We start from the raw sequence: 25,229 nt of genomic DNA, 5'->3' as shown, positions 1-25,229 counted from the left end.
CAATACAGCGGAGATAAAACGAGCGCAAGAAACGTTGAGTAGCGTAAGGCGAGGGCGTCTTTGGCGCGGCGGCAAAACACAACACAAAATGAAATTGTTACAACTATGTCCGGGGCGAACAGTGCTCGCCCCGACAGATTTATTTCATGGCATCTTTCAGCAAGGCTTTCCAGCCTTCAACATTCCCCAAATACTCCTGCACTGGGATCTGGGATAGCCGCCCTTGAGTGTCCTCCAGGGCAAAGGTCGGGAAGCCATGCCCTCGGACTTTGGCAAGCAGTGCGCGGCTGTCGGCAATATGCTGTGCCGTTGGCGCGCCGCTGTTCAAACGCATCTCGGCAATAAAGGCAGCAGGATCCAGGCCCAGCTCACTCGCCAGCGCTTCCAACACCGGCGTATCGGCAATACGTCGTCCTTCCCGGTAGTGAGCTTCCTGAATGCGGTGCAGCATATCCAGGCCCCTTCCGGCGAGTTGTTCAGCGGCCAGGATCGCGACGATCGGCGGCTCAGAGTCCATCACCGCCATGGTGTCACGCAGCAGTCCGTTGAAGTAACCGTCGCCGAAGGGCTGGCCGGTTAGCTCGGCAATACGTTTATCATGGGGCATGACGTAATTGCGCCATTCCTCGTTGATGGTTCGGCGGGCATTGCCGGTCATCATGCCACCGGCGTGCAGGGCAACGGTCAGGCCCGGAATAGCTTGCGCAGCCTTGGCCAGCGGGGCTGCACCGTAACACCAGCCGCACAGCGGATCGAAAATGTAATGCAGGGTCGTCATGTTTTTGCTCCTACCGTTTTACTGCGGCCACTTCATTTCGCCTTTCAGCACCTTGGCGCTCAGTTCCAGGCTGGAACCATCTTGCAGCTTTGGATAGTGCTGCTGCATGGCCGCGATCAGTTCCGCGGAGTTCTTGGTTTTTGGCAACTCGCTTTCCAGCGTGGTCAGGTAATTGTGGGTAAAGGTCACCGACTCAAGCGTTTGCGCCGCTCCCGGCAGGAAGTGCCCCGGAACCACTACCTGCGGTTTCAGCGCCTTGATGCTTTCCAGCGTTTGCTGCCAATGAGCGCGTGACTCGACAGTCTGATTATCCGCAATCCACGGATGAATATTGTCACCGGCTACCGGCACACCACCCACCACGGCTTTCAACGATGGGATCCACACAAAGGTGCGGTCTGGCGTTGGGCCATTGAGGCCTTTCACTTCGACCTGCTGGCCATCGATGCTAAAGCTGCTGCCCTGCAACGGCTGCGGCACGATCACGGTTTTCGGCGCATTCTCCTTCAGGATCGGCCCCCAATAGGCGAGTTTACCTGCCTGGGTCGCATTGATCGCTTTGATCGTTTCCGGTGAAGCAATGATATTTGCCTCTGGGAAGGCGGCTTTGATCACGTCCAGCCCGAAATAGAAATCCGGATCCGAATGGCTGATATAGACCGTGGTCAGCTTCTTACCAGTGGCCTGGATCTTTTTCACCAGCTCCTGCGCGTCGTTACGCTGGAATTGGGCATCGATCAGCGCCACTTCGTGTGGGCCGCTGACAATCTCGGAAGAGACCGGGAATACGCTCTTTTCGCCTGGGTTGTACACTTCCAGGGTCAACGTATTAGCCGCATTGGCGAAGGTGCTGAATGAAACGAAGCCGGTTACGGCCAGGGTCAGTAATGATTTCTTAAACATGTGCAGGTGCCTTTTGGGTATTTGTTGTCGTTGGCCAGATGATAGGTTGCATAGAACGGGAGAAAAACCGGATAATAAGCAATTATTCATTGCGTAAATCGAGCGAATCATGGATCGCATTACCGCTGCAGAGGTTTTTGTCACTATCGTTGAACGCGGCAGCATGATTGCGGCAGCGGATACCCTGGCGATGTCGCGGGCTATGGTGACGCGCTATCTGGCGCAGATGGAACAATGGGCTGGCGCACGGCTGCTGCACCGAACTACGCGTAGGCTCAGCCTGACCGATGCCGGGGAGCGCACTTTGGAACGTTGCCGCCAAATGCTGGCAGTAGCGAAAGATATCGATCTGGTGGAAAACGAACAGAGTGACGATTTACGTGGCCTGCTGCGCATCAGTTGCTCGCAATCGCTTGGCCAAACGGCGTTGGTAGGGGCTGTAGCACAGTATCTGAAGCGCCATCCTCAGGTTGCGGTGGATCTGCAAATGGATAATCGGGCGGTCAATCTGGTGGAAGAACGGATCGATCTGGCGCTACGCATCACCAATGAGTTGGATCCCAATCTGATTGCCCGGCCGCTTTCCAACTGCGCTTCGGTGATCTGTGCGTCTCCAGCCTATCTGGCCGCCCATGGCACCCCGCGTCACCCGCAAGATTTAGCTCTGCACAATTGCCTGACCTACTCCTACTTTGGTAAAAGCCTGTGGCACTTTGATGAGCAGGGTGTGAAGTCGGCGGTGGCGGTCAGTGGCAACCTCAGCGCCAACGAGTCGGTGGTGCTACTCGCAGGGACTTTACAAGGGGCGGGAATCTCCATGCAGCCTTACTATTCCGCTGCGCCACTGTTGGCAAAGGGGGAGTTGGTGGAACTGCTGCCGGGGTATCTGTCACAGACGATGGGGATCTACGGCATCTACACCTCGCGCCGCCAAATGCCCGCCACGTTGCGTACCATGCTGGACTTCCTGGTGGAATGGTTTGCCACCGATCCTGGCTGGCGTGCCACGCTACGCTAGCGTTGGATCACCGAAGCCAGACGGGCGGGCAACTGTTGCGCCTGCTGCTGCAAGTGCTGCACAAAGGCGGTGACCAGCGCAGAAGAGGGGCGGTGCAGCGGGCGGATCAGGCTCACGGTAAACGGCACCTCGACGCTGAAGGATCGCACATGAACGCCATTATTGGCGTAATCTAACGCGGTCAGTGGGTTGACGATCGAGATGCCGACTCCGGCCTTGACCATCGCACAGACCGAAGCGGCGCTGTGGGTCTCCATCACCATCCGGCGCTCTATGCCTTGCTCATGGAACAATGCATCCAGCAGTTGCCGATAGCTGTCGGTGCTCGACAGGCTGATAAAGTTTTCTGCGTTGAAGTCCTGCGGCGTCAGCGTGCTTTTCGCAAGCATTGGGTGCCCGGCAGGCAGCACACACACTTCATTCATTGTCAGCAGCGTCATGCGCTCGGTGCCAGCGGGCGTCAGGGTATTCTCCGTCAGGCCCAGATCGTGGCGCTGTGCCGAAAGCCACTCTTCCAGCAACGGTGACTCCTGCGGGATCACGCTGAAGCTCACTTCCGGATAACGATCGACAAAAGGTTTACACACGGCAGGCAGCAGCGATTGGGAAAACACCGGCAGACAGGCAATGGAAAGCTGCGCCTGCTGGAATTGCCGGATACCTGCCGCTGCATTCTTGATGCGATCCAGGCCGTAATAAGAGCGCTGCACTTCTTCAAACAGCCGCAAGCCTTGCACCGTGGGGTAAAGACGGCCACGTACGCGGTCAAACAGTTGCAGTTGGATCAGCTTCTCGAAGCGGGCCAGTTCGCGGCTGACGGTCGGTTGTGAAGTTTGCAGCAGCGCCGCCGCCTCGGTCAGATTGCCGGTGGTCATCACCGCGTGGAAAATCTCAATCTGGCGCAGGGTAATGGCATACATGGCGAAACTCCACGGAGAGGGAAAACCATATCATAAATGAATAGACTATGGCGAAATAGATATTTTTCACACAGAGGCTGCTGCGGCATGATAGTGGAAAATTTGATTATGGGAACCGAACCATGCCACGCGCCTTGAACGATACCTCTACCGCCCTGAACGCCGCCAATCTGTTGGCGCTGCCCCACCGCTTTGGTTGCCCGGTCTGGGCCTATGATGCAGATATCATCAGCCAGCGTATCAGCCAGTTGCAGCACTTTGACGTGATCCGTTTTGCCCAGAAAGCCTGCTCGAATATTCATATTCTGCGCCTGATGCGCGAGCAGGGCGTCAAGGTGGATTCGGTGTCGCTGGGTGAGATTGAGCGCGCGTTAAAAGCCGGTTTTGAGCCGGGTGGCGAGGATATCGTATTTACCGCCGATGTGCTGGATCACGCCACGCTGGCGCGCGTCAGCGAATTGAAAATCCCGGTCAACGCTGGTTCTATCGATATGCTGGAACAGCTTGGTCAGGTGTCTGCCGGGCATCCGGTGTGGCTACGTATCAACCCTGGTTTTGGCCACGGCCATAGCCAGAAAACCAATACCGGCGGTGAAAACAGCAAGCACGGTATCTGGTATGCCGATCTGCCGCAGGCGGTCGCCAAGGTGCAGCAATACGGTCTGAAACTTATTGGGCTGCATATGCACATCGGTTCCGGGGTGGATTACCAGCACCTGGAGCGCGTCTGTGATGCCATGGTGCAGCAGGTGATTGCCCTGGGGCAGGACATTACGGCGATTTCCGCCGGTGGCGGTCTTTCTATCCCTTATCAGCAGGGTGAAGAGGCGATTAATACCGAACACTATTACGGCCTGTGGAACCGCGCGCGTGAGCGAGTTGCCGCACATCTGGGCCATCCGGTGAAGTTGGAAATCGAGCCGGGGCGTTTCCTGATGGCGGAAGCGGGCGTGCTGGTGGCCGAAGTGCGTTCGGTAAAACAGATGGGCAGCCGCCACTTTGTCCTGGTAGACGCTGGGTTCAACGATCTGATGCGCCCGGCGATGTATGGCAGCTATCACCATATCTCCCTACTGCCTGCCGATGGCCGCAATACTGATCATCAACCGCTGCAAGACACCGTGATTGCCGGGCCGTTGTGTGAGTCAGGTGATGTGTTTACCCAGCAGGCGGGCGGCGGTATTGAAACCCGTCCGTTGCCGCAGGTGCGGGTCGGGGATTATCTGGTATTCCATGATACCGGAGCCTATGGCTCGTCGATGTCCTCCAACTACAACAGCCGCCCTCTGCTGCCGGAAGTACTGTTTGAAAACGGTGAGCCTCGGCTGATCCGTCGCCGCCAGACGATTGAAGAATTGATCGGGCTGGAGTTAATTTAAGCGTAGGGGCCAGGCACCACGGACTCACGCAGTTTTAACTCACCGACAAACGGCGTTAGCGGTTGTAGCGCTTCGCCGTTGATCAGACGCAGGGCTTGAGCGATCGCCGCTTCGATCATCGCGTCGATCGGCAGGTAGACGGTGGACAACGCCGGTTGCAGATAGGCGGCGCTTGGTTCATCGTCGAAACCAAACAGCGAAACGTCCTCAGGCAGGCGTTTGCCAGCCTGGTGCAGGGCCTTCATCGCGCCGATGGCCATATCATCGTTGCTGGCAAACAGCGCGCTGAAGGAGTTGCCGCTAGCCAGCAGTGCCTTACAACTGAGGTATCCGCCGGGTACGCTGCTGTCGCCGTTGGTGATCAAGGCATCATTGAACGCAACCTGGTGGTGTTCCAACGCCTGACGATAACCCGCCAAGCGGGATTGGGCGGTGGGTGTATCGATCGGCCCGGTAATGCAGGCGATCTCACGGTGCCCTTGACGGATCAGGTAATCCACCACGTTGAAGGCGGCCTGTTGCTGTTCGAAGAACACGCAGCGTTCACGGGCTTGCGGCAGATCGCGGTTAATGACCATCACCGGAACCGGCAGGTCTTCCAGCAGCTCCATCAGGGCGCTTTCACTCATAAAGCGGGTGTACAGGATAATGGCGTCGCAGCGGCGATCCGCCAGCAGTCGTACTGCCTGCAATTCATCTTCTGGCGTGTCGTGGCCGTCGGTGACGATCAGGTGCTTGCCGCTGGCCTCGACCAGTTTGGCAGCCTGGCGCAGCAAACGGCCAAAGTAGGGGCCGTCAAAATTGGACACTACCAGCCCAATACTGTTGGAGCTTTTATTGGCCAGCGATTGGGCGAGAAAGTTCGGCCGGTAGCCCAATTCATCCATTGCCTTGAACACCGCATCACGCGTGCTTTTCTTCACCTGGCCGGTGCCATTTAAAACGCGGGAAACCGTGGCTTTGGACACCCCCGCGCGCATGGAAACATCCAACATGGTGATCATCAATGGCTACCCTCTTTCAACGTCCGCTGCGGTAAATAGTGCTGAGTCTAGCATAGGGTGAGATCGGCTCGAACATGTTCGACCCCTACAAATTCAGCAACCTATGTTGTTGGGGCACCCATGCATTGATTGGCGTACACTGACGGTGCAGGCGTTTAAGGCATTTTTCCGAGGGGATTAGCGTGTTTCGTATTGTGCATCTGGCGGACTATCCGCAGCATCAGCAACAGGTTATCGATTGGCAGTGGCAGGCGTTTGGCAGCGAAAATAGCCGGGAATTCTTTGCCAGCGTGGTGGCCAGCAGCCTGCGGCATGAAGGTTTGCCGATCACCTTTATCGCCCTGTTGGATGACCAGCCGGTAGGCACCGTGGGGCTGTGGCGCTGTGATTTGATTAGCCGCCAGGATTTAACGCCGTGGCTGGCCGCGCTTTACGTTGAAGAGAGTCAGCGCGGCAGCGGGCTGGGGTTGCAGCTCCAGCAATATGTGCAGGAATACAGCCGCCGGGCCGGGTTCAAGGGGCTATATCTGTATGCCGAGTTTAGCGGTTATTACGAACGCCATGGTTGGCAGCACATCGGCGAGGCGCTGGAGTACCCGGATCGCCCCGTGCGCCTCTACCACCGCCAGTTAGATTAATTTTGCTCGAAAGCGTTATTGATGCTGGCGACCGAATGGCGGCGGACCAGCGTCGGGCTGAACATATTGGTGATCTCCGGTAGCGGCTGGTTGTTGGCCAGCGCTAATGCCAGCTCTGCTGCTTGCGTTGCCATCGCCACCACCGGGTAGCGGATAGTAGTCAGACGTGGGCGCAGATAGCGGGAAATCAGCACGTCGTCAAAACCAATCAGCGAAATCTGGCCCGGAACGTCCACGCTGTTATCACTGAGCACCGAAAGCGCCCCGGCGGCCATCGGATCGTTATAGCAGGTGATGGCGGTAAACTGCTTACCACGGCCCAGCAACTCGGTCATGGCCTGCTCGCCGCCAATCTCATCCGGCTTGCCGTAGGCAACCAGCTTTTCATCCACCGCAATACCGTGTTCTTCCAATGCATCCAGGTAGCCCTGTAGTCGATCGGCAGCATCTGAAATCTGATGGTTGGAGCAGATAAAGGCGATCCGCTGGTGGCCCTGCTGGATCAGATGGCGGGTGGCCAGCCAGGCACCGTAACGATCGTCAAGCGCTACGCAGCGGGGCTCAAACCCAGGCAGCGTACGGTTGATTAGCACCATGCCTGGGATCTGACGCATCCAGACGGTCAGCTCATCGTCGGTCAGCTTCTTGGCATGCACCACCAGGGCCGCACAGCGATGGCGCACCAGTTGCTCAATGGCCTGGCGCTCTTTTTCGGCATTGTGGTAACCGTTACCAATCAGCAGAAAATTATGCGTGGCGTAGGCCACCTGCTCAACGGCTTTTACCATAGCGCCAAAGAAGGGATCGGAAACGTCAGAGACAATCAGGCCCAGGGTTTCGGTGGATTGCTGTGCCAGCGCACGGGCATTGGCGTTGGGGTGATACTGCAATCCCTCCATGGCGGCCAGCACGGCGGTTCGTGAACTTTCGCTGGCTTTTGGGGAGTTATTTATTACGCGGGATACCGTGGCGACGGAAACACCCGCCAGCCTGGCAACATCCTTAATCGTGGCCATATCTGCAACACTTCCTGGGTAATCGCTTACATTCCTCAGTTTTGCGGAAAAAATCGCGCGCCGCAAGGGCTGGTATCGTTAACTTGTGGTGAGCGTTGCATTTATGGCTTTTAAATTCACCTTTTCACCCCAAGAGGATCCAGGGTTAACGGGCGCAACGTGCGGTGCCCCAACGATCCGGGTTGGTTGAGGTTTTTCAATAGTTTCAAAACCATGTCTATCAAAGGAAAAACTACATCGCTGGTTACACTTTGCGCCGGACTGTTGCGATTGGCCGCTGGCGAGAGTTTAGCGTGGCGGGGTAAATTGACTGTCCCAGAGGTATTGATTGGTGAGCAATCGGCATACTCTGTATGTTGAAGCCATTTTCAATTGCACCAACCTACGCGGATGCGTAGGTTTTTTTTTGCCTGCCGTATAGTATTCTTCCCTCAGACCATTGTTAAGGCCATCAACCCCGAGGGAGAGTGGGATGATATATACCGTGTTACGTGCACTGTTTCGCCTGTTGTTTCGTGTTCGTGTCGAAGGCGACGCCAGGCATTTTGATCAGCAGAAACTGCTGATCACCCCGAATCACGTTTCTTTCATGGATGGCGCGCTGCTGGCGTTGTTCTTACCGATCAAACCGGTGTTTGCCGTTTACTCCAGCATTTCCGAACGTTGGTTTATGCGCTGGTTGAAGCCTTATATCGATTTTGTGCCACTGGATCCCACCAAACCGATGGCCATCAAGCATCTGGTGCGCATGGTTGAACAGGGCAGGCCGATCGTGGTATTCCCGGAAGGGCGCATTACGGTGACCGGTTCATTGATGAAGGTCTACGACGGGGCAGCCTTTATCGCCGCCAAATCTGGCGCCACCATCGTGCCGGTACGTATCGATGGCCCGGAGTTCAGCGTGTTTGGCCGTATGGCCGGGGTGTATAAACTCCGCGCCTTCCCACAGACCACCATCAGCATTCTGCCGCCAACCACTTTACCGATGCCAGACGCGCCAAAAGCCAGTCAACGCCGGCAGTTGGCCGGCGACAGGCTGCATCAGATCATGATGCAGGCGCGCATGGATACCCTCAAACCGCAAACCCTGTTCGGCGCGCTGTTGGCCGCACAGCATCGTTATGGCCGCTTCAAGCCCTGCATCGAAGACATAGGTTTCAAGGAAGACAGCTATCATACGCTGCTTAAAAAATCGCTGGGCGTCAGCCGCATCCTGGAGCGCTTTACCGCGCCGAAAGAGCATGTTGGCCTGCTGTTGCCCAATGCCACTATTACCGCTGCCGCTATATTTGGCGCTTCATTGCGGGGCCGTATTCCGGCGATGCTCAATTACACCGCCGGTGTGAACGGGCTGAAAAGCGCGATGACCGCGGCCACCATTAAAACCATCGTCACCTCGCGCCAGTTCCTGGAAAAGGGCAAGTTGACTCACCTGCCAGAGCAGGTGCCGGAAGCCAACTGGGTCTATCTGGAAGATTTGAAAGATACCGTCACCCGCGACGACAAGCTGTGGATCCTGCGTCACCTGTTCCAGCCACAAAAGGCCATGGTGCCGCAGCAGCCAGAAGATGCGGCGCTGATCCTGTTTACCTCCGGCTCGGAAGGCCATCCGAAGGGCGTGGTGCATTCCCATGCCAGCCTGCTGGCCAACGTGGAGCAGATCCGAACCATTGCGGATTTCACCCCGCGCGATCGCTTTATGTCCTCGCTGCCGCTGTTCCACTCTTTCGGCCTGACGGTTGGGTTGATCACCCCGTTGATGACCGGTAGCCGGGTATTCCTCTACCCAAGCCCACTGCATTATCGCGTGGTACCGGAGCTGGTCTATGACCGTAACTGCACCGTGCTGTTTGGGACAGCGACTTTCCTCAACAACTACGCCCGTTTCGCCCATCCTTACGATTTTGCCCGTTTGCGCTATGTGGTGGCCGGGGCCGAGAAGCTGGCCGAAAGCACCAAACAGATTTATCAGGACAAGTACGGCATCCGCATTTTAGAAGGCTACGGCGTCACTGAGTGTGCTCCGGTAGTGTCGATCAACGTGCCTCTGGCGGCCAAAGTTGGCACCGTAGGCCGCATTATGCCGCAGATGGAAGCACGTTTGATCAAGATGGCCGGGATCGATAACGGTGGCCGTCTGCAATTGAAAGGCCCGAACATCATGAAGGGCTACCTGCGGGTTGAACGCCCAGGCGAACTGGAAACTCCGGCAGCCGAGGACGAAAACGGCGTGTTGCAAGCTGGCTGGTATGATACCGGTGATATTGTCAGCTTCGACGAACAGGGCTATTGCACCATTCGTGGCCGCGTGAAGCGCTTTGCCAAACTGGCGGGGGAAATGATCTCGCTGGAGAGCGTGGAACAGTTGGCCGTGCGCCTGTCACCGGAAGGGCTGCATGCGGCCACGGTGAAAAGCGACAGCAGCAAAGGCGAAGCGCTGGTGTTGTTCACCAACGACGCCAGCATTACCCGTGATAGCTTGCTGCGGGTGGCTCGTGAGCAGGGCACCCCGGAGCTGGCGGTGCCGCGTGATATTCGCCTGGTGAAGGCGTTGCCGTTACTGGGCAGCGGCAAACCGGATTTCGTTACTTTGCGCCAAATGGCTGAACAGCCGGAGAAGGCATAATGAATGCAACTGATTCCCCACTGCTGTCACGTTCGATGATCGCGGTGATCTGTGCCCAGTTTCTCTCGGCCTTTGGCGATAACGCCTTGCTGTTTGCTACCCTGGCGCTGATCAAACAGCAAATGTACCCCGATTGGAGCCAACCGATACTGCAAATGGCCTTCGTGGCCACCTATATCATCCTGGCTCCGTTTGTCGGCCAAATCGCCGACAGCTTCTCCAAAGGCCGGGTGATGATGGTCGCTAACGGCTTGAAGCTGGCCGGTGCGCTGGTGATCTGCTTTGGGCTGAACCCGTTCCTGGGCTATACCCTGGTCGGCATCGGGGCGGCGGCTTATTCACCGGCGAAGTACGGCATCCTGGGGGAGATCACCAGCGGCGATAAGCTGGTGAAGGCCAATGGGCTGATGGAAGCTTCCACCATTGCCGCCATCCTGGTGGGCTCGGTAGCCGGTGGCCTGCTGGCAGACTGGCATATTGTAGCTGCACTGGCGGTGTGTGCCGTTGTTTACGGCGCGGCAGTCGTTGCCAACCTGTATATCCCGCGCTTGCCCGCTGCCCATAAGGTGGCCTCCTGGCACCCACGCGTCATGGGGAGCACTTTCTTCAACGCTTGCGTGGTGCTGTGGCGCGATGGGCAAACCCGTTTCTCACTGATTGGTACCAGCCTGTTCTGGGGCGCTGGGGTTACCCTGCGCTTCCTGCTGGTGCTGTGGGTGCCGGTGGCGCTGGGCATTAGCGATAACGCCACGCCAACCATGCTCAATGCGATGGTGGCAATAGGTATCGTGGTCGGGGCCGGGGCGGCAGCCCGCTTTGTGACGCTGGAAACGGTTAAGCGCTGTATGCCTGCCGGGATCCTGATCGGCATCGCCGTAGCCTTCTTTGCCGTGCAAACCAGCATGCTGAATGCTTATGGCGTGCTGCTGGTGATTGGTGTGCTGGGGGGGTTCTTTGTGGTGCCGCTGAATGCGCTGTTGCAAGAGCGGGGCAAACGCTCCGTTGGGGCGGGGAACGCTATTGCGGTACAGAACCTGGGTGAAAACACCGCCATGCTGCTGATGCTTGGCCTCTACTCTTTGGTGGTCAAATTAGGTGTGCCGGTGATCGGCGTCGGGATCGGTTTTGGCGTCGTGTTCGGCCTTGCCATCACCGTCCTGTGGATATCTCAATTCCGCTCGAAAGCCTAACCCCTCACCCCAACCCTCTCCCACAGGGAGAGGGAGCTGGAATGGTGTCGTAATTAGGTACCGTGATCACTCTGCTACCTCCGCAAAGGGGCAGGTACAGTGTCTTGTCAGATAGCGTGTTCAATAAAAGAGAGCTGATTCGGTGCGGTGGTCAGGTAGCTTACTCAATAAAAGAAAGCTGATTCAGTGCGGTGTTCAGGTAGATTTCTGTAACCGAAATCGAACTCGATCGGTCCCCTCTCCCTGTGGGAGAGGGTTAGGGTGAGGGGCATTTATGGTGCAGGAATGGTGAAGCGGCTGTGGATCTCTTCCAGAGCCTGCAACACTTCCTCATTCAACACCACGTCAAAACTGTCGATATTTATCTTCAACTGCTCCAGCGTGGTGGCACCCAGCAAGGTGCTGGCAACGAACGGCTGCTGGCGCACGAATGCCAGTGCCATCTGTGAAGGGTCCAGACCGTGCTTTTTCGCCAGCGCCACGTATTCGGCGATCGCCGCCTGGCTCTGGGCTGAAGAGTAGCGGGTAAAGCGGCTGAACAGGGTATTACGTGCCCCGGCTGGTTTGGCACCGTTGAGGTATTTACCCGACAGCGTACCGAAGGCCAGGCTGGAATAGGCTAACAGTTCGATACCCTCATGTTGGCTGATCTCCGCCAGACCAATCTCAAAGCTGCGGTTTAACAGGCTGTAGGGGTTCTGGATCGAGACGATACGCGGTAATTCGTGTTTTTCTGCCAGTTGCAGGTAGCGCATCACGCCCCAAGGGGTTTCGTTAGAGACGCCGATATAGCGAATTTTGCCGGCCCGGACCTGCTCAGTTAACGCTTCCAGGGTTTCCAACAGTGGGATGGTGGCTTTCTCATCGGTGTACTGATAATTGAGCTTGCCGAAACAGTTGGTGGTGCGCTGCGGCCAGTGTAGCTGGTACAGATCTAGATAATCGGTGTTTAACCGTTTCAGGCTGGCGTCCAGGGCGGCGCGGATATTTTTGCGATCCAACGCCTGCTGTGGGCGAATGCCCGCGTCATTTCCCCGGATCGGCCCGGAGACTTTGCTTGCCAGCACGATTTTATCGCGGTTGCCGCGTGCCTTGATCCAACTGCCAATGTACTGCTCTGTCAGCCCCTGTGTTTCTGGGCGCGGCGGCACTGGATACATCTCTGCGGTATCAATCAGGTTGATGCCAGCGGCTAATGCATAATCCAGCTGTGCGTGGGCATCGGCTTCGCTGTTTTGTTCGCCAAAGGTCATGGTGCCCAGTCCCAGCACGCTCACTTCTAAAGAACTGTGGGGAATACGGTGGTATTGCATTAACGGCCTTCCTTCAATGTTAGCGCTTACGGGCGTGATGCCCGGTAAAACAGAAGCCAGAGATCCAACGGCGTAACACGCCTTACTTGACTATAACCAAGCTAAGAAGATGGTGAAAGAGGAATATAACTGCCGGGGGTAGGGCTAAACCCCTGATTGATAATCCGTCAGGGGTCAGGAAGATGCGGGGCTGGGATTAACGCTCGATAACCTGCGAGACCCGATCGCCGTTAATCTGGCGCTGGTTGCCTTGCTCGTCCTGATAGCTGATCAGGCCGGTATCCTTATCGATTTTAGGCTTACCCTGCGTGAGGATCATATTGCCATCTTTAGTGGCCATCACATAGTTGCTGGAACAGCCTGCTAATCCGGCGACCATCATCAGGGCGGAAATAGCCATTACCCACTTTTTCATGCCGAACACCTTATATACCTAGAATAATTGTCTTAATAGAGTAGCAAACTCTGCCAAAGATGGCTCTCGGACGTATCCCATCTGTGTAAGGAGAAATGACGGTGAAATCAAGGGGCGCAGGGCTAATCAAAGCGTAAAGTGCCTGGCCAGCAGCGCCCGGGTGAAGTTTTTCTTCAGATAGAAGCCGCGCGGTAAGGTGAGGATCGGTTGGCCCTGTTCGCCGGTGGCTTCGGTCAGTGCCTTGTTGTTGGCCGCTTTTGGCCGCAGCTGTAGCACTTCGCCATGGCGGGCAGTGATCCGCTCAACCTGGCCGAGAACGATAAGATCCATCAGTTCTTCCCAATCCCGGCGCAGCATCTCGGTTTCTTCCTGATTGGGCTGCCACAGCAGCGGGGAACCTACGCGGCGCTGTGCCAATGGGATTTGTCGTTCTCCTTCCACCGGGATCCACAGCACGCGTGCCAGTTTGTGGCGTACGTGGCTGCTTTCCCAAGTGACGCCGCTATTGCCTGTCAGCGGGGCTACGCAGACGAAAGTGGTTTCCAACGGGTTACCGGCGGCGTCGACCGGGATGGTTTTCAACTCAATGCCCAGCTCTGGGAAATCCTGTTCAGGCTTGCTGCCCGCCATGGCACCCAGATAGAACTCCAGCAGCATGCCGACCCAACCTTTATCCCGTTTGAGATCCTTGGGAATGCTGACCTGGGCACGAGCTGCCAGTTCACCAAGGTTAAAGCCAGCCAGCGCCTGGGCACGGGCTAATAATTGCTGCTCGTTTTCTGGCGGCAGCGGGGATAAACACGCCATAAATCAGACCTATGCATTATGGTTAAAAAATGTACCGAATTTACTCACAGCCTTAAAAGGGAAAAGCAGGCTGGGGAAAACAACAATAGTAGCATGATTTTGCATGACTTTTTGGCTACCCCATCGCGGTAGAAAAATTTCAATGTGGGGTTGTGCACCTGTAGCCACCGACAATAAACAGGATCTTACACCTATTTATCCACAGATTTCTGGGATAACCCAACTTTTTGCCGATCACTGGTTTGATTTACAGCCTTGACGCGGGGCATTTTTTACGAATTTGGCGGTTTTATAGGTCACTGGGTATAATAATCTGTGGATAAAATCCGCATTGGTGGATCTTTCGCCAGAGAAAGATCCAAAGCGTGCATAGATCACATTTTTACCCTGTTCATAACTGTGTTTAAGTCATTATTACATTGTATTTAAAGGAATAATAAAAAATTAAAAATACGGCGAATTTTAAGTTCAATCGAGTTTTCCCGGCTTATCCCTAGAGTTCTTCACACACCTATCCACAGAAAAAGTGAATAAAACCGCCCTCGAACCTCGTTACATGTTTATAACTTTGCCATTATCTGTGAGTTATCCCAATGTTATCCGAGCGACGGTGCTGCAAAGCAGTGGTTTACCGCCTGTGGCTTGTGTGAAACAATCAGGTTATCAATACGAATTTATGCTTATCGAGGTAGTCCGGTGATCGATGATGATGGCTACCGCCCGAATGTTGGTATCGTAATCTGTAATCGTCAGGGGCAGGTCCTATGGGCCCGCCGTTACGGTCAGCACTCCTGGCAGTTTCCCCAAGGGGGAATAAACCCTGGCGAAACGCCTGAGCAGGCGATGTACCGTGAGCTGTTCGAAGAAGTGGGGCTGAGTAAAAAGGATGTGCGTATCCTGGCCTCAACCCGCAACTGGTTGCGCTATAAATTGCCAAAACGTTTGGTGCGTTGGGACACAAAGCCGGTTTGTATCGGCCAAAAGCAGAAATGGTTTCTGCTGCAGTTAATGTGCAATGACGCGGATATCAACATGCAGCGCAGCAGTACGCCGGAGTTTGACGGCTGGCGCTGGGTGAGCTTCTGGTATCCGGTGCGCCAGGTGGTGTCGTTTAAACGCGACGTGTACCGCCGGGTTATGAAAGAGTTTGCCGCAACCGTCATGCCTATGCAGGAACTGGCAGCGCAGCGGCAGCCTCCTGCTTATCGCCGAAAGAGAGGTTAAGTCAAACCGACTATGCTCACGCGCTTGCGAGAAATTGTTGAGAAAGTGGCCGCGGCGGCCAGTCTGACAGATGCGCTGGATCTTTTGGTCAATGAAACCTGTCTGGCGATGGACACCGAAGTTTGCTCCATCTATCTGGCAGACAACGACCGCCGCTGTTATTACCTGATGGCGACGCGCGGGTTGAAAAAGCCCCGTGGGCGAACTATCGCCCTGGCCTTTGACGAAGGCATCGTCGGCCTGGTCGGGCGGCGGGCAGAGCCGATCAACCTGGCGGATGCCCAAAGCCATCCCAGCTTCAAATATATTCCGCAGGTCAAAGAGGATCGTTTCCGATCCTTCCTTGGCGTGCCGATCATTCATCGCCGCCAGTTGCTTGGCGTGTTGGTGGTGCAGCAACGTGAACTGCGCCAGTTTGACGAAAGCGAAGAATCCTTCATGGTTACCCTGGCTACCCAAATGGCCGGGATCCTCTCGTTATCACAGCTAAACGCCATTTTTGGCCAGTATCGCCAGACCCGCATTCGGGCGCTGGCTGCGGCTCCTGGCGTGGCAGTGGCGGAGGGGTGGTTAGATAGCAGCCAGCCTTCACTTGATCAGGTGTATAAAGCCTCCACGCTGGATACCGTCAGCGAGCGCGAACGCCTGACACAGGCGTTGGAAGAGGCTGGGGCAGAGTTCCGCCGCTTCAGTAAGCGTTTTAGCGCCAGCTCGCAAAAAGAGAGCGCGGCGATCTTCGATCTCTATTCCCACCTGCTCAACGATGCTCGCCTCAAACGTGAACTGTACGCGGAGATCGATGCCGGTTCGGTAGCCGAGTGGGCGGTAAAACAGGTGATTGAAGCCTTCGCTGCCCAGTTTGCTACCTTGCAAGATACCTATATGCGCGAGCGTGCCAGCGACCTGCGTGCGCTTGGCCAACGTCTGCTATTCCACCTCGACGATACCACCCAAGGGGCCAGCCAATGGCCAGCCCGATTTGTGCTGGTCGCCGATGAGCTGACGGCAACCCTGTTGGCCGAAGTGCCGCAGGATCGCCTGGCTGGCGTGGTAGTGCGGGACGGTGCTGCCAACTCCCATGCCGCGATCCTGGTGCGGGCTATGGGCGTGCCAACGGTGATGGGGGCGGACATCCAGCCTGCGCTGTTGGCCCAGCGAATGCTGATTGTTGATGGCTATCGCGGCGAGCTGCTGGTCGATCCGGAACCGGTGCTGGTGAAGGAATATCAACGTCTGATCAGCGAAGAGCAGGAGCTCAGCAAGCTGGCAGAAGACGACGTTGAACAGCCCGCAGAGCTGAAAAGCGGTGAGCGGATCCAGGTGATGCTGAACGCCGGCCTTAGCCCGGAACATGAACAACTGCTGGGTGCGCGCGTGGACGGCGTTGGCCTGTACCGCACCGAGATCCCGTTCATGCTGCAAAGCGGCTTCCCGTCGGAGGAGGAGCAGGTGGCGCAATATCAGGGCATGCTGCAACTCTTCTATCCGCACAAGCCGGTGACGCTGCGTACGCTGGATATCGGCGCTGATAAACAGTTGCCCTACATGCCGATCAGCGAGGAAAACCCGTGCCTCGGTTGGCGGGGGATCCGCATTACGCTGGATCAGCCAGAAATCTTCCTGATCCAGGTGCGCGCCATGCTGCGTGCCAATGCGGGAACCGGCAATCTGGGGATCCTGTTGCCGATGATCACCAGCCTGGAAGAGATCGACGAGGCCAAGCGCCTGATCGATCGCGCCGGGCGAGAAGTGGAAGAGATGCTGGGGTACGACATTCCCAAGCCGCGGATTGGCGTCATGCTGGAAGTGCCGTCGATGATCTTCCTGATCCCTTATCTGGCCGCACGCGTCGATTTTATCTCGGTGGGAACCAACGATTTAACTCAGTATCTGCTGGCAGTGGATCGTAATAATACCCGCGTTGCTTCGCTGTACGACAGCCTGCATCCAGCCATGTTGCAGGTGCTGAAATTGATCATCGATCAGGGGACGGCGGCCGGGCTGCAGGTAAGCCTGTGCGGTGAACTGGCGGGAGACCCGATGGGCGCTCTGCTGCTGGTGGGTATGGGTTACCGTAATCTGAGCATGAACGGGCGCAGCGTCGCACGGATCAAATATCTGTTGCGCCATATCGAGCTGGAAGATGCGCAAGGGCTGGCCCAGCGGGTATTGAGTGCCCAGATGACCACCGAGGTTCGCCACCAGGTAGCGGCGTTTATGGAACGCCGTGGCATGGGGGGGCTGATCCGCGGCGGCCGTTGATTAGGCGTTGTCCAGCCCGTTAAGCGTTGACCTATTTTTTTACAGAACTTTTCCCTGCCGGCAAGCCCGGACGTGGTTAAGCCTATGTTATGATGCGCCATCTCAATGCGGTGCTCCCGTTGCACGGGCTTTGCACCGCGTTTGGCACCTGCCGCCCCCGCTTGGGGATGAATAACAGACATATTGTGGTGATAGATGAGCACTAGCTATCTGGCGTTTCCAAAATTTGATCCGGTGATTTTCTCTATCGGCCCGGTCTCTTTGCACTGGTACGGTTTGATGTACCTGGTTGGCTTTGTTTTTGCCATGTGGTTGGCGGTACGCCGCGCGAACAAGCCCGGCAGCGGTTGGACCAAAGACGAAGTGGAAAACATGCTGTATGCCGGTTTCCTTGGGGTCTTTATTGGTGGCCGTGTCGGTTACGTGCTGTTCTACAACCTGCCGCTGTTCCTGGATAACCCGCTCTACCTGTTCAAAGTCTGGGATGGCGGTATGTCATTCCACGGCGGCCTGATTGGCGTGATCGCGGTGATGCTGTGGTTTGCCCGTCGCACCAAGCGCAACTTCTTCCAGGTTTCTGATTTTATTGCCCCACTGATCCCGTTTGGTCTGGGCGCTGGCCGCCTGGGTAACTTTATCAACGGGGAGTTGTGGGGGCGTGTTACTACCAATACTCCTTGGGCGATGCTGTTCCCAAGCTCGCGTCCGGAAGATATCGCCATCGCTGCCGCCAATCCTCAACTGCTGCCGCTGCTCAACGAATATGGCGTGTTGCCACGTCATCCGTCGCAGCTGTATGAAATGGTGCTGGAAGGCATCGTGCTGTTTATCATTCTGAACCTGTTCATCCGCAAACCTCGTCCGATGGGGGCCGTTTCGGGCCTGTTCCTGATTGGCTATGGCACGTTCCGCATTATCGTCGAGGCGTTCCGCCAGCCGGATGCTCAGCTTGGCCTGTTTGACGGGGTGATCAGCATGGGGCAAATCCTGTCCGTGCCGATGGTGCTCGCCGGTATTATTATGATGATCTGGGCGTATCGTCGTCGTCCACAGCAACAACAGTCGTGAGGAAAAATGAAACAGTATCTGGATTTGATGAACAAAGTGCTCGCCGAGGGCACCCCTAAAGCCGACCGTACCGGCACTGGCACGTTGTCGATTTTCGGCCACCAGATGCGTTTCAACCTGCAGGAAGGCTTCCCGTTGGTGACTACCAAGAAATGCCACCTGCGGTCGATCATTCATGAGCTGCTGTGGTTCCTGAACGGCGATACCAACGTGGCGTATCTGCGCGAAAACAACGTCAGCATCTGGGACGAATGGGCTGATGAAAACGGCGATCTTGGCCCGGTCTATGGCAAGCAATGGCGTGCCTGGGGCGCGGCGGATGGTCGCGAGATTGACCAGCTAAGCACCGTGTTGCAACAGCTGAAACAGGATCCGGATTCACGCCGTATTATTGTTTCTGCCTGGAACGTGGGGGAGCTGGATAAGATGGCCTTGGCACCGTGCCATGCCTTCTTCCAGTTCTATGTGGCAGACGGCAAACTCTCCTGCCAGCTATATCAGCGCTCGTGTGACGTGTTCCTCGGCCTGCCGTTCAATATTGCCAGCTATGCGTTGCTGGTCCATATGATGGCGCAGCAGTGCGATCTGGAAGTGGGCGATTTCGTCTGGACCGGTGGCGATACCCATCTGTACAGCAACCACATGGAGCAGACGCAGCTGCAATTAACCCGCGAGCCGCGTGCGTTGCCGAAGCTGGTGATCAAACGCAAGCCTGCCTCGCTGTTTGATTATCGCTTTGAAGATTTTGAGATTGAAGGCTACGATCCGCACCCGCCGATCAAGGCTCCTGTCGCTATCTGATTTGCTGAGGGCCGTATCCGGCCCTCTTTCTTACTCCCACTGAAAGTAGGCGCGCCGCATGCTGCGCTCGTGCTGCATTGCCAAAAATGCGAAGCCGTACTCAACTTCCCCCAGCTTGTTACCCGCTAACTAAAAATTCTGCGTATCATTTGCCAGCCTGAGAAAAGGTGCCTTTCATCGTGCCTCTGGCTGATTACACTCGCCGTATGAACCGATATAAAAATAGCCCCGAACACCAGCAAGGCTTGACGCTGATCGAACTGATGATCGTGATGGTGCTGGCGGGGATGCTGACCTCTTGGGGGATTAGCCAGTGGCATCATTATCAACAGGCGCTACGGCTTGAGCAGACCGCCCAGCAACTGCTGGCATTCTTAACGCGCTTACAGGCCGATGCCAACTGGCATAACCGCAACGCGTTATTGTGGTTTCGGCCTGGGAAAATCTGGTGCATAGGCAGCGGCCCGCAGGTGGCACCTTGTAGTGCATTGGCGGACCGGGTTTTTACCCCAGAACACCTGGATGTGGAGTTACAAGGTTATACCCAAAAGGAGATGGGATTTTATGGGGTGCGCAACAATGCGCAGGCCGGGCATATCCTGCTGGGCAATCCGGCTGGCCGCATACGTCTGGTGCTGTCTGCCAAAGGTCGGCTGCGGCTGTGCAGCGAAGAAACTGCTATCCGGAGCCTGCCCTTATGCGAACCTTAGAACAAGGCTTTACCCTGCCGGAGGTGCTGCTGGCGATGACATTCGGCAGCCTGATTGCATTGGCGGCGGCGAAAACCTTACCGATACTGCGTCAGCAGACGGTTGATGTAGGCCGTCATTATCGGTTGGAGCTGGTGTTACGCCAGCTGGCTTTCGGGATTGAAAAGGATCTGCGCCGCAGCGGGTTTTGTGCCGGGCAGTGTCAGGGGCGTTCGTTGCTGATTGGCCATGCAGCGGGGGAAGCGCTGGGCAGCTGTGTGATCGTAGCCTACGACCTTAACCGCAATGGTAACTGGGAAAGCGGCGGCGATGCCGAGTATTTTGGTTACCGCCTGCGGGCCGGTGGGTTGGAGGGGCAAAGCGGCGTGACCCAGTGTCAGGGCAGCGGCTGGGAACGTTTGCTCGATCAGGAGGAGGTACGGATTGAGTCTTTTTCTGTCAGCCAGATTGCGGGGCGCGATGGCAAGTTCTTGATGTTGTTTACCCTAAGTGGCCGCTCAACGGTGCGGGCAAATATAGAACGCCGCCTGGAGTGGGCGGTTAGCATGGAGGCACCCTAGAGATGGATAGGCAGCAGGGGGGCAGCACATTGGCTGCGGTGATGTTGTTGCTGGTGATGGGGCTGATGCTGCTCACCGCCCAGCAGCGGCAATTGGACAGTGCGCTACTGCTGGCCGTCGATCAGCAGCGCTATCTGCGGGCCTACAACGAGGCGGCTTCGGCCCTAAACTGGGGGCTGGCGCAGCCGTGGCCACGGGAGTCTCTACAGGCGAACCACTGGTCCTGTCAGCAGCTAAGCGGCGAAGCTCTGCAAGCCTGCGCCCGGCTATCAGCCCGTACCGGTCTGGTAATGGTGCGTGGGGCTGGAGATGTTGCGGGAGCGGAGCCCTTGTGGCTATACCAACTGGCTACACAGCAAGGCGGGGCTGGTGACCACCTGCTGAAAGCGCAAAAAGGCGGCTGGCTGGATTTCTGTCCGGAAAAGCGGGAAAGCGACTGTGCTGAATAAACCAGCTGGCCGGCGAACTCAGCGGGGTTTCAGCCTGCCCGAAGTGTTGATCGCGGCATTGTTGTTCACCGTCTCGCTGCTAGGGCTGTTACAATATCAGCAGGTGCTGTTGCTGGCATTTCAACGGCAGTGGCAATATCGACAGGCCTGGTCTCTGGCGCACCAACAGCTGGAAATATTCAGTGCCGGTGCCGAAATAAGCCATGCCATATCGCTACCACCAAATTGGCACTACCAGGTCGAAACCTACCAGGCGCAAGGCTCATGCCTGCGGCGTACGGTGAAGATACAAACGCCGCTTCACCAACAGATTGAACTCAGCCGCTGGTATTGCGGGCAGTAGCTTGGGCGTTGCATGTAGCGCCCCTATGTAGTGGGCCAGTGAGGTTTGTCAGTCGTCTTGATCGGCATCCCTCTAAATATTGGTCGAGATGTTCTCGATCGGTTCCCTCTCCCTGTGGGAGAGGGTTAGGGTGAGGGGGAATTTGGTCACTAAAATTACGGCCAGTAGCACGAGTGTTGTTAGACTTGCCCGGACTCTTTTTGCCGAGGTGTTCTCGATCGGTTCCCTCTCCCTGTGGGAGAGGGTTAGGGTGAGGGGCCGTTGACTCAGTAGTCGGTAATGCCCTTTTTCGCTTCCAAGGAGCCTCATGTTTACGGTTTATCATTCCAATCAACTGGACTTGCTGAAAACGCTGACCAGCGCGCTGATAGCGAGAGAACCTTTGGCCGATCCGTTTCAGCAGGAAGTGGTGCTGGTGCAAAGCCCCGGCATGGCGCAATGGTTGCAGATGCAGCTGGCCGAGCAGTTTGGCATTGCCGCGAATATTGTTTTCCCGCTCCCGGCGACCTTTATCTGGGACATGTTCACCAAGGTATTGCCCGGCATACCCAAAGAGAGCGCCTTTAGCAAAGATGCCATGACCTGGAAGCTGATGTGGCTGCTGCCAGGCATGCTGACCCGGCCCGAGTTTACTCCTTTACAGCATTACCTGACCGATGACGCCGACAAGCGCAAGATCCACCAGCTCGCCGGGCGTGTTGCCGATCTGTTTGACCAATATCTGGTTTATCGCCCGCAGTGGCTGGAGAGTTGGCAGCGTGGGGAAACGGTAGAAGGGCTGGCAGAGGCGCAAAGCTGGCAAGCCCCCCTGTGGCATCGGCTGGTGGAATATACCCACGAGCTGGGTCAGCCTGAATGGCACCGTGCCAACTTATATCGCCGGTTTATTAGTACCCTGGAGAATGCCACTCAATGCCCTGCGGGATTGCCGCCACGGGTGTTTATCTGTGGGATTTCTGCCTTGCCGCCAATCTACCTGGAAGCGCTGCAGGCTTTGGGTAAACATATTGATATCCATCTGATGTTTACCAACCCCTGCCGCTATTACTGGGGCGACATTCAGGACTATGCCTTCCTGGCCCGTTTGCAGAGCCGCAAACGCCGCCACTATCACCAGGCACGGGAGCAAGGCTTGTTCCGTCAGCCGGAACAGGCAGCCCAACTATTTGATGCCGAGGGCGAGCAACAACTGAGTAACCCGCTGCTGGCTTCCTGGGGCAAGTTGGGGCGCGATCATCTGTATTTACTGTCGCAGATGGAGGCGGTGCAGGAAGTCGATGCCTTTGTCGAGATCCCGGCTGATAGCTTGCTGCACGCCATTCAGCACGACATGCTGGAGCTGGAAGATCACGCACTGATCGGCACCACGCCGGAAACCCTGGAGCGCAGTGACAATAAACGCCAGCTCGATCCGCAGGATCGCTCCATCAGTCTGCATGCCTGCCACAGCCCGCAGCGCGAAGTCGAGGTGCTGCACGATCGGTTGCTGACCATGCTGGCAGAAGATCCCCAACTTACCGCGCGCGACATCATCGTGATGGTGGCGGATATCGACAGCTACACCCCGTATATTCAGGCGGTGTTTGGCAATGCCCCCGCCGGGCGCTATCTACCGTTTGCCATTTCCGACCGCAAGGCCAGGCAGGCACATCCTGCGCTACAAGCCTTTATTTCCCTGCTGGATCTGCCGCAAAGCCGTTTTACCTCAGAGCAGGTACTGGCGCTGTTGGACGTGCCCGCGCTAGCGGCACGTTTCTCGATTCAGGAAGAGGGCTTAAGCCTGTTACGCCACTGGACTGGCGAATCCGGGGTACGTTGGGGGCTGGATGATGACAACGTGCGTGAGCTGGATCTGCCTGCAACCGGGCAGCATACCTGGCGGTTTGGCCTGACGCGGATGCTGCTGGGCTACGCCATGGACAGTAACGCCGGGGATTGGCAGGGCGTATTACCTTACGATGAGTCGAGTGGATTAGTAGCCGAACTGGCCGGGCAACTGGCCGATCTGCTGGCACAACTCAGCCGTTGGCGGCAAATCCTCAGTGAAGAACGACCGTTAGCCGAATGGTTGCCGTTGTGCCGCCAACTGCTCAATAGCTTCTTTGAGACGGACAGCGAAACGGAAGAGGCGTTGGCGCTGATCGAAGAGCAGTGGCAGAAAGTGGCCAGCTTTGGCCTGGCGGCGCGTTATCCCGATGCCGTGCCGTTGACGTTGCTGCGCGATGAACTGGCCGCTCGGCTCGATCAGCAGCGTATCAGCCAGCGTTTCCTGGCTGGCCAGATCAACTTCTGTACCTTGATGCCCATGCGTTCCATTCCGTTCAAGGTGGTCTGCCTGCTGGGCATGAACGACGGTGTCTACCCTCGCACCTTGCCGCCGCTGGGGTTTGACCTGATGGCGCAGCAGATTAAGCGCGGCGATCGCAGCCGCCGTGACGATGACCGCTACCTGTTTCTGGAGGCGATCCTCTCTGCCCAGCAGCAGCTGTATATCAGCTTTATTGGCCGTTCCATTCAGGATAACAGCGAGCGCTATCCTTCCGTATTGGTCACTGAACTGTTGGAATATCTGCAGCAAAGCTATTGCCTGCCCGGCGATGAAGGGCTGGATGCGGACGGCAGCGCACGCAGGGTCGGTGAGCACTTGCTTAAACGCCATGCCCGCATGCCGTTTGCTGCGGAAAACTTCCTGCCGGGGAGCGAAGATCAAAGCTATGCGGCAGAATGGTTGGCCGCTGCCGATGGCCGTGGCGCTGCACATCCAGAATTTAATCAACCGCTGGCGGAGGATGAGAAAACCCAGGTTTCTCTTGATGAACTGCTCCGTTTTTACCGCCATCCGATCCGTGCCTTCTTCCAGCTACGTCTTGGCGTTAACTTTATTCTGGAAGAGACCGATCTGCCGGAAGACGAGCCTTTTACGCTGGATAACCTCAGCCGCTATCAGTTCAACAGCCAATTGCTGAACACGCTGATCGAGGGGGAGGACGCAGGCAAGTTATACCAACGTGTGCGTGCATCGGGGGGATTACCTTACGGGGCTTTCGGTGAGATTTACTGGCAAAAGCAGCAGGAAGAAATGGCGGAGCTGGCCGAGCGGGTGCGTGAACAGCGCCAGGAGAATGGCAGCCTGGAGCTGGATATCGACGTGGCGGGCATGCGTATCACTGGCTGGCTGCATCAGGTACAGCAGGATGGCTTGCTACGCTGGCGGCCGGCAACGCTTTCGGCCGTAGACGGCATCTTGCTTTGGCTGGAGCACTTGGTGTATTGCTGCGTTGGCGGTAGCGGGGAAAGCCGTATGTTTGGCAGCAAGAATTCCGCCTGGCGCTTCGCTGCGCTCGCAAGCGAGGATGCCCACGCGCAGTTGGCGGAGCTGGTAGCGGGCTACCGCCGTGGCCTGTCGCAGCCGCTGATGCTGCTCAATAAAAGCGGCTGGGCCTGGTTGAGTCAATGTTATCAGGCACAAACGCAGCAGATAGACTGGGATGAAGAAGTCCAGATCAAGGCGCGTGCCAAGCTGCTACAAGCCTGGCAGGGCGATCAGCGGATCCCGGGCGAGGGAGCAGATCCCTATACCCAGCGCGTTTTCCGCCAAATGGATAATGTTCGCCTTGAACAAATCCTGAAAGAAACAGAGTGTTACCTGTTGCCCGTGGCCCGCAATAACCTGGGGTAACCCCCCTCACGGTGGCACAGGTCGCAGTGAAGTGATAAAAATTTTACGCTTTTATACTCAACCATTGAGGTTAAGTCTGGTCTTACATAACGTATAGGCATATACGTTGTAGAGTGGCGTACGCTG

22 protein-coding genes are annotated in these 25,229 nt (G+C 56.5%); 14 read left to right on the top strand and 8 right to left on the bottom strand.

Features of this window, described 5'->3' with window-relative positions; all coding sequences use genetic code 11:
* Positions 1–139: 139 nt before the first annotated feature.
* Positions 140–778 (bottom strand): DsbA family protein, encoded by a 639-nt coding sequence (locus AC6HVW_RS05775; RefSeq protein WP_071681870.1) that lies wholly within the window; start codon positions 776–778, stop codon positions 140–142.
* An 18-nt stretch (positions 779–796) separates the two neighbouring features.
* The gene (locus AC6HVW_RS05770) at positions 797–1,681 is read right to left on the bottom strand and encodes an MBL fold metallo-hydrolase (RefSeq protein WP_071681868.1); all 885 of its coding nucleotides are present in this window, start codon (positions 1,679–1,681) and stop codon (positions 797–799) included.
* Between the two features lie 109 nt (positions 1,682–1,790).
* On the opposite strand from AC6HVW_RS05770, the gene AC6HVW_RS05765 reads away from it, so the two are divergent.
* A complete protein-coding gene (locus AC6HVW_RS05765) occupies positions 1,791–2,699 on the top strand; it encodes a LysR family transcriptional regulator (RefSeq protein WP_021179856.1) in 909 nt (302 codons plus the stop codon).
* Here the strand turns inward: AC6HVW_RS05765 and AC6HVW_RS05760 are convergent.
* Complete coding sequence (locus AC6HVW_RS05760) at positions 2,696–3,619, bottom strand: LysR family transcriptional regulator (protein ID WP_071681866.1); 924 nt, start codon at positions 3,617–3,619, stop codon at positions 2,696–2,698. The two genes, AC6HVW_RS05765 and AC6HVW_RS05760, sit on opposite strands and share 4 nt — an antisense overlap.
* A 122-nt stretch (positions 3,620–3,741) precedes the next feature.
* Here AC6HVW_RS05760 and lysA point away from each other — a divergent pair, with 122 nt between their 5' ends.
* Positions 3,742–4,998 carry a diaminopimelate decarboxylase gene (gene lysA / locus AC6HVW_RS05755; RefSeq protein ID WP_071681864.1) on the top strand — a complete coding sequence of 419 codons (1,257 nt, stop codon included), beginning with the start codon at positions 3,742–3,744 and terminating at the stop codon, positions 4,996–4,998.
* On the opposite strand, the gene AC6HVW_RS05750 is transcribed toward lysA, so the two are convergent.
* Positions 4,995–6,002, bottom strand: coding sequence for a LacI family DNA-binding transcriptional regulator (locus tag AC6HVW_RS05750; RefSeq protein WP_071681862.1), 1,008 nt, complete (start codon positions 6,000–6,002; stop codon positions 4,995–4,997). The genes lysA and AC6HVW_RS05750 overlap by 4 nt on opposite strands.
* Positions 6,003–6,184: 182 nt before the next feature.
* Here AC6HVW_RS05750 and AC6HVW_RS05745 point away from each other — a divergent pair, with 182 nt between their 5' ends.
* Entirely contained in the window at positions 6,185–6,640 is a 456-nt protein-coding gene (locus tag AC6HVW_RS05745) for a GNAT family N-acetyltransferase (RefSeq protein WP_071681859.1), read from the top strand.
* Here the strand turns inward: AC6HVW_RS05745 and galR are convergent.
* Complete coding sequence (galR, locus tag AC6HVW_RS05740; RefSeq protein ID WP_059201661.1) at positions 6,637–7,656, bottom strand: HTH-type transcriptional regulator GalR; 1,020 nt, start codon at positions 7,654–7,656, stop codon at positions 6,637–6,639. The genes AC6HVW_RS05745 and galR overlap by 4 nt on opposite strands.
* A 472-nt stretch (positions 7,657–8,128) precedes the next feature.
* Between galR and aas the strand changes: the two genes are divergently transcribed.
* Both aas and lplT read left to right on the top strand, forming a co-directional pair.
* On the top strand, positions 8,129–10,282 hold the full coding sequence (gene aas / locus AC6HVW_RS05735; RefSeq protein ID WP_071681857.1) for a bifunctional acyl-ACP--phospholipid O-acyltransferase/long-chain-fatty-acid--ACP ligase: 2,154 nt from the start codon (positions 8,129–8,131) through the stop codon (positions 10,280–10,282).
* Positions 10,282–11,472, top strand: coding sequence for a lysophospholipid transporter LplT (gene lplT / locus AC6HVW_RS05730; protein WP_024529470.1), 1,191 nt, complete (start codon positions 10,282–10,284; stop codon positions 11,470–11,472). The genes aas and lplT overlap by 1 nt, the downstream gene beginning before the upstream one ends.
* A gap of 272 nt (positions 11,473–11,744) precedes the next feature.
* On the opposite strand, the gene AC6HVW_RS05725 is transcribed toward lplT, so the two are convergent.
* From AC6HVW_RS05725 to mutH, 3 genes are all read right to left on the bottom strand, one after another.
* Positions 11,745–12,785 (bottom strand): NADP(H)-dependent aldo-keto reductase, encoded by a 1,041-nt coding sequence (locus AC6HVW_RS05725; protein ID WP_021179864.1) that lies wholly within the window; start codon positions 12,783–12,785, stop codon positions 11,745–11,747.
* A 196-nt stretch (positions 12,786–12,981) separates the two neighbouring features.
* Positions 12,982–13,200: a YgdI/YgdR family lipoprotein gene (locus AC6HVW_RS05720; RefSeq protein ID WP_186485918.1), complete on the bottom strand. Its 219-nt coding sequence runs from the start codon at positions 13,198–13,200 to the stop codon at positions 12,982–12,984.
* A 126-nt stretch (positions 13,201–13,326) separates the two neighbouring features.
* Positions 13,327–14,007 carry a DNA mismatch repair endonuclease MutH gene (gene mutH / locus AC6HVW_RS05715; RefSeq protein WP_071682817.1) on the bottom strand — a complete coding sequence of 227 codons (681 nt, stop codon included), beginning with the start codon at positions 14,005–14,007 and terminating at the stop codon, positions 13,327–13,329.
* A gap of 696 nt (positions 14,008–14,703) precedes the next feature.
* Here mutH and rppH point away from each other — a divergent pair.
* The 9 genes from rppH to recC all read left to right on the top strand — a co-directional run bounded on the left by rppH (position 14,704) and on the right by recC (position 25,103).
* Entirely contained in the window at positions 14,704–15,231 is a 528-nt protein-coding gene (gene rppH / locus AC6HVW_RS05710) for an RNA pyrophosphohydrolase (protein ID WP_021179868.1), read from the top strand.
* A 12-nt stretch (positions 15,232–15,243) separates the two neighbouring features.
* On the top strand, positions 15,244–17,493 hold the full coding sequence (ptsP, locus tag AC6HVW_RS05705) for a phosphoenolpyruvate--protein phosphotransferase (protein WP_065684145.1): 2,250 nt from the start codon (positions 15,244–15,246) through the stop codon (positions 17,491–17,493).
* A 195-nt stretch (positions 17,494–17,688) separates the two neighbouring features.
* A complete protein-coding gene (gene lgt / locus AC6HVW_RS05700; RefSeq protein WP_021179871.1) occupies positions 17,689–18,561 on the top strand; it encodes a prolipoprotein diacylglyceryl transferase in 873 nt (290 codons plus the stop codon).
* Between the two features lie 6 nt (positions 18,562–18,567).
* A complete protein-coding gene (thyA, locus tag AC6HVW_RS05695) occupies positions 18,568–19,362 on the top strand; it encodes a thymidylate synthase (RefSeq protein ID WP_021179872.1) in 795 nt (264 codons plus the stop codon).
* Between the two features lie 206 nt (positions 19,363–19,568).
* Complete coding sequence (locus AC6HVW_RS05690) at positions 19,569–20,072, top strand: prepilin peptidase-dependent protein (RefSeq protein WP_071682820.1); 504 nt, start codon at positions 19,569–19,571, stop codon at positions 20,070–20,072.
* The gene (locus tag AC6HVW_RS05685; RefSeq protein WP_071682816.1) at positions 20,060–20,632 is read left to right on the top strand and encodes a prepilin peptidase-dependent protein; all 573 of its coding nucleotides are present in this window, start codon (positions 20,060–20,062) and stop codon (positions 20,630–20,632) included. Before AC6HVW_RS05690 ends, AC6HVW_RS05685 begins: the two co-directional genes overlap by 13 nt.
* Positions 20,633–20,634: 2 nt before the next feature.
* A complete protein-coding gene (locus tag AC6HVW_RS05680; RefSeq protein ID WP_071682815.1) occupies positions 20,635–21,081 on the top strand; it encodes a YgdB family protein in 447 nt (148 codons plus the stop codon).
* Positions 21,071–21,424, top strand: a complete 354-nt coding sequence (locus AC6HVW_RS05675; protein ID WP_071682814.1) for a prepilin-type N-terminal cleavage/methylation domain-containing protein — start codon at positions 21,071–21,073, stop codon at positions 21,422–21,424. The genes AC6HVW_RS05680 and AC6HVW_RS05675 overlap by 11 nt, the downstream gene beginning before the upstream one ends.
* Before the next feature lie 307 nt (positions 21,425–21,731).
* Entirely contained in the window at positions 21,732–25,103 is a 3,372-nt protein-coding gene (gene recC, locus AC6HVW_RS05670) for an exodeoxyribonuclease V subunit gamma (RefSeq protein ID WP_497569298.1), read from the top strand.
* Positions 25,104–25,229 lie beyond the last annotated feature (126 nt).

Source organism: Serratia sp. NCCP-200, assembly GCF_059697885.1.
The sequence above is the reverse complement of the archived record's forward strand: the minus strand, read 5'-3'. Positions and strand labels throughout refer to the sequence as shown.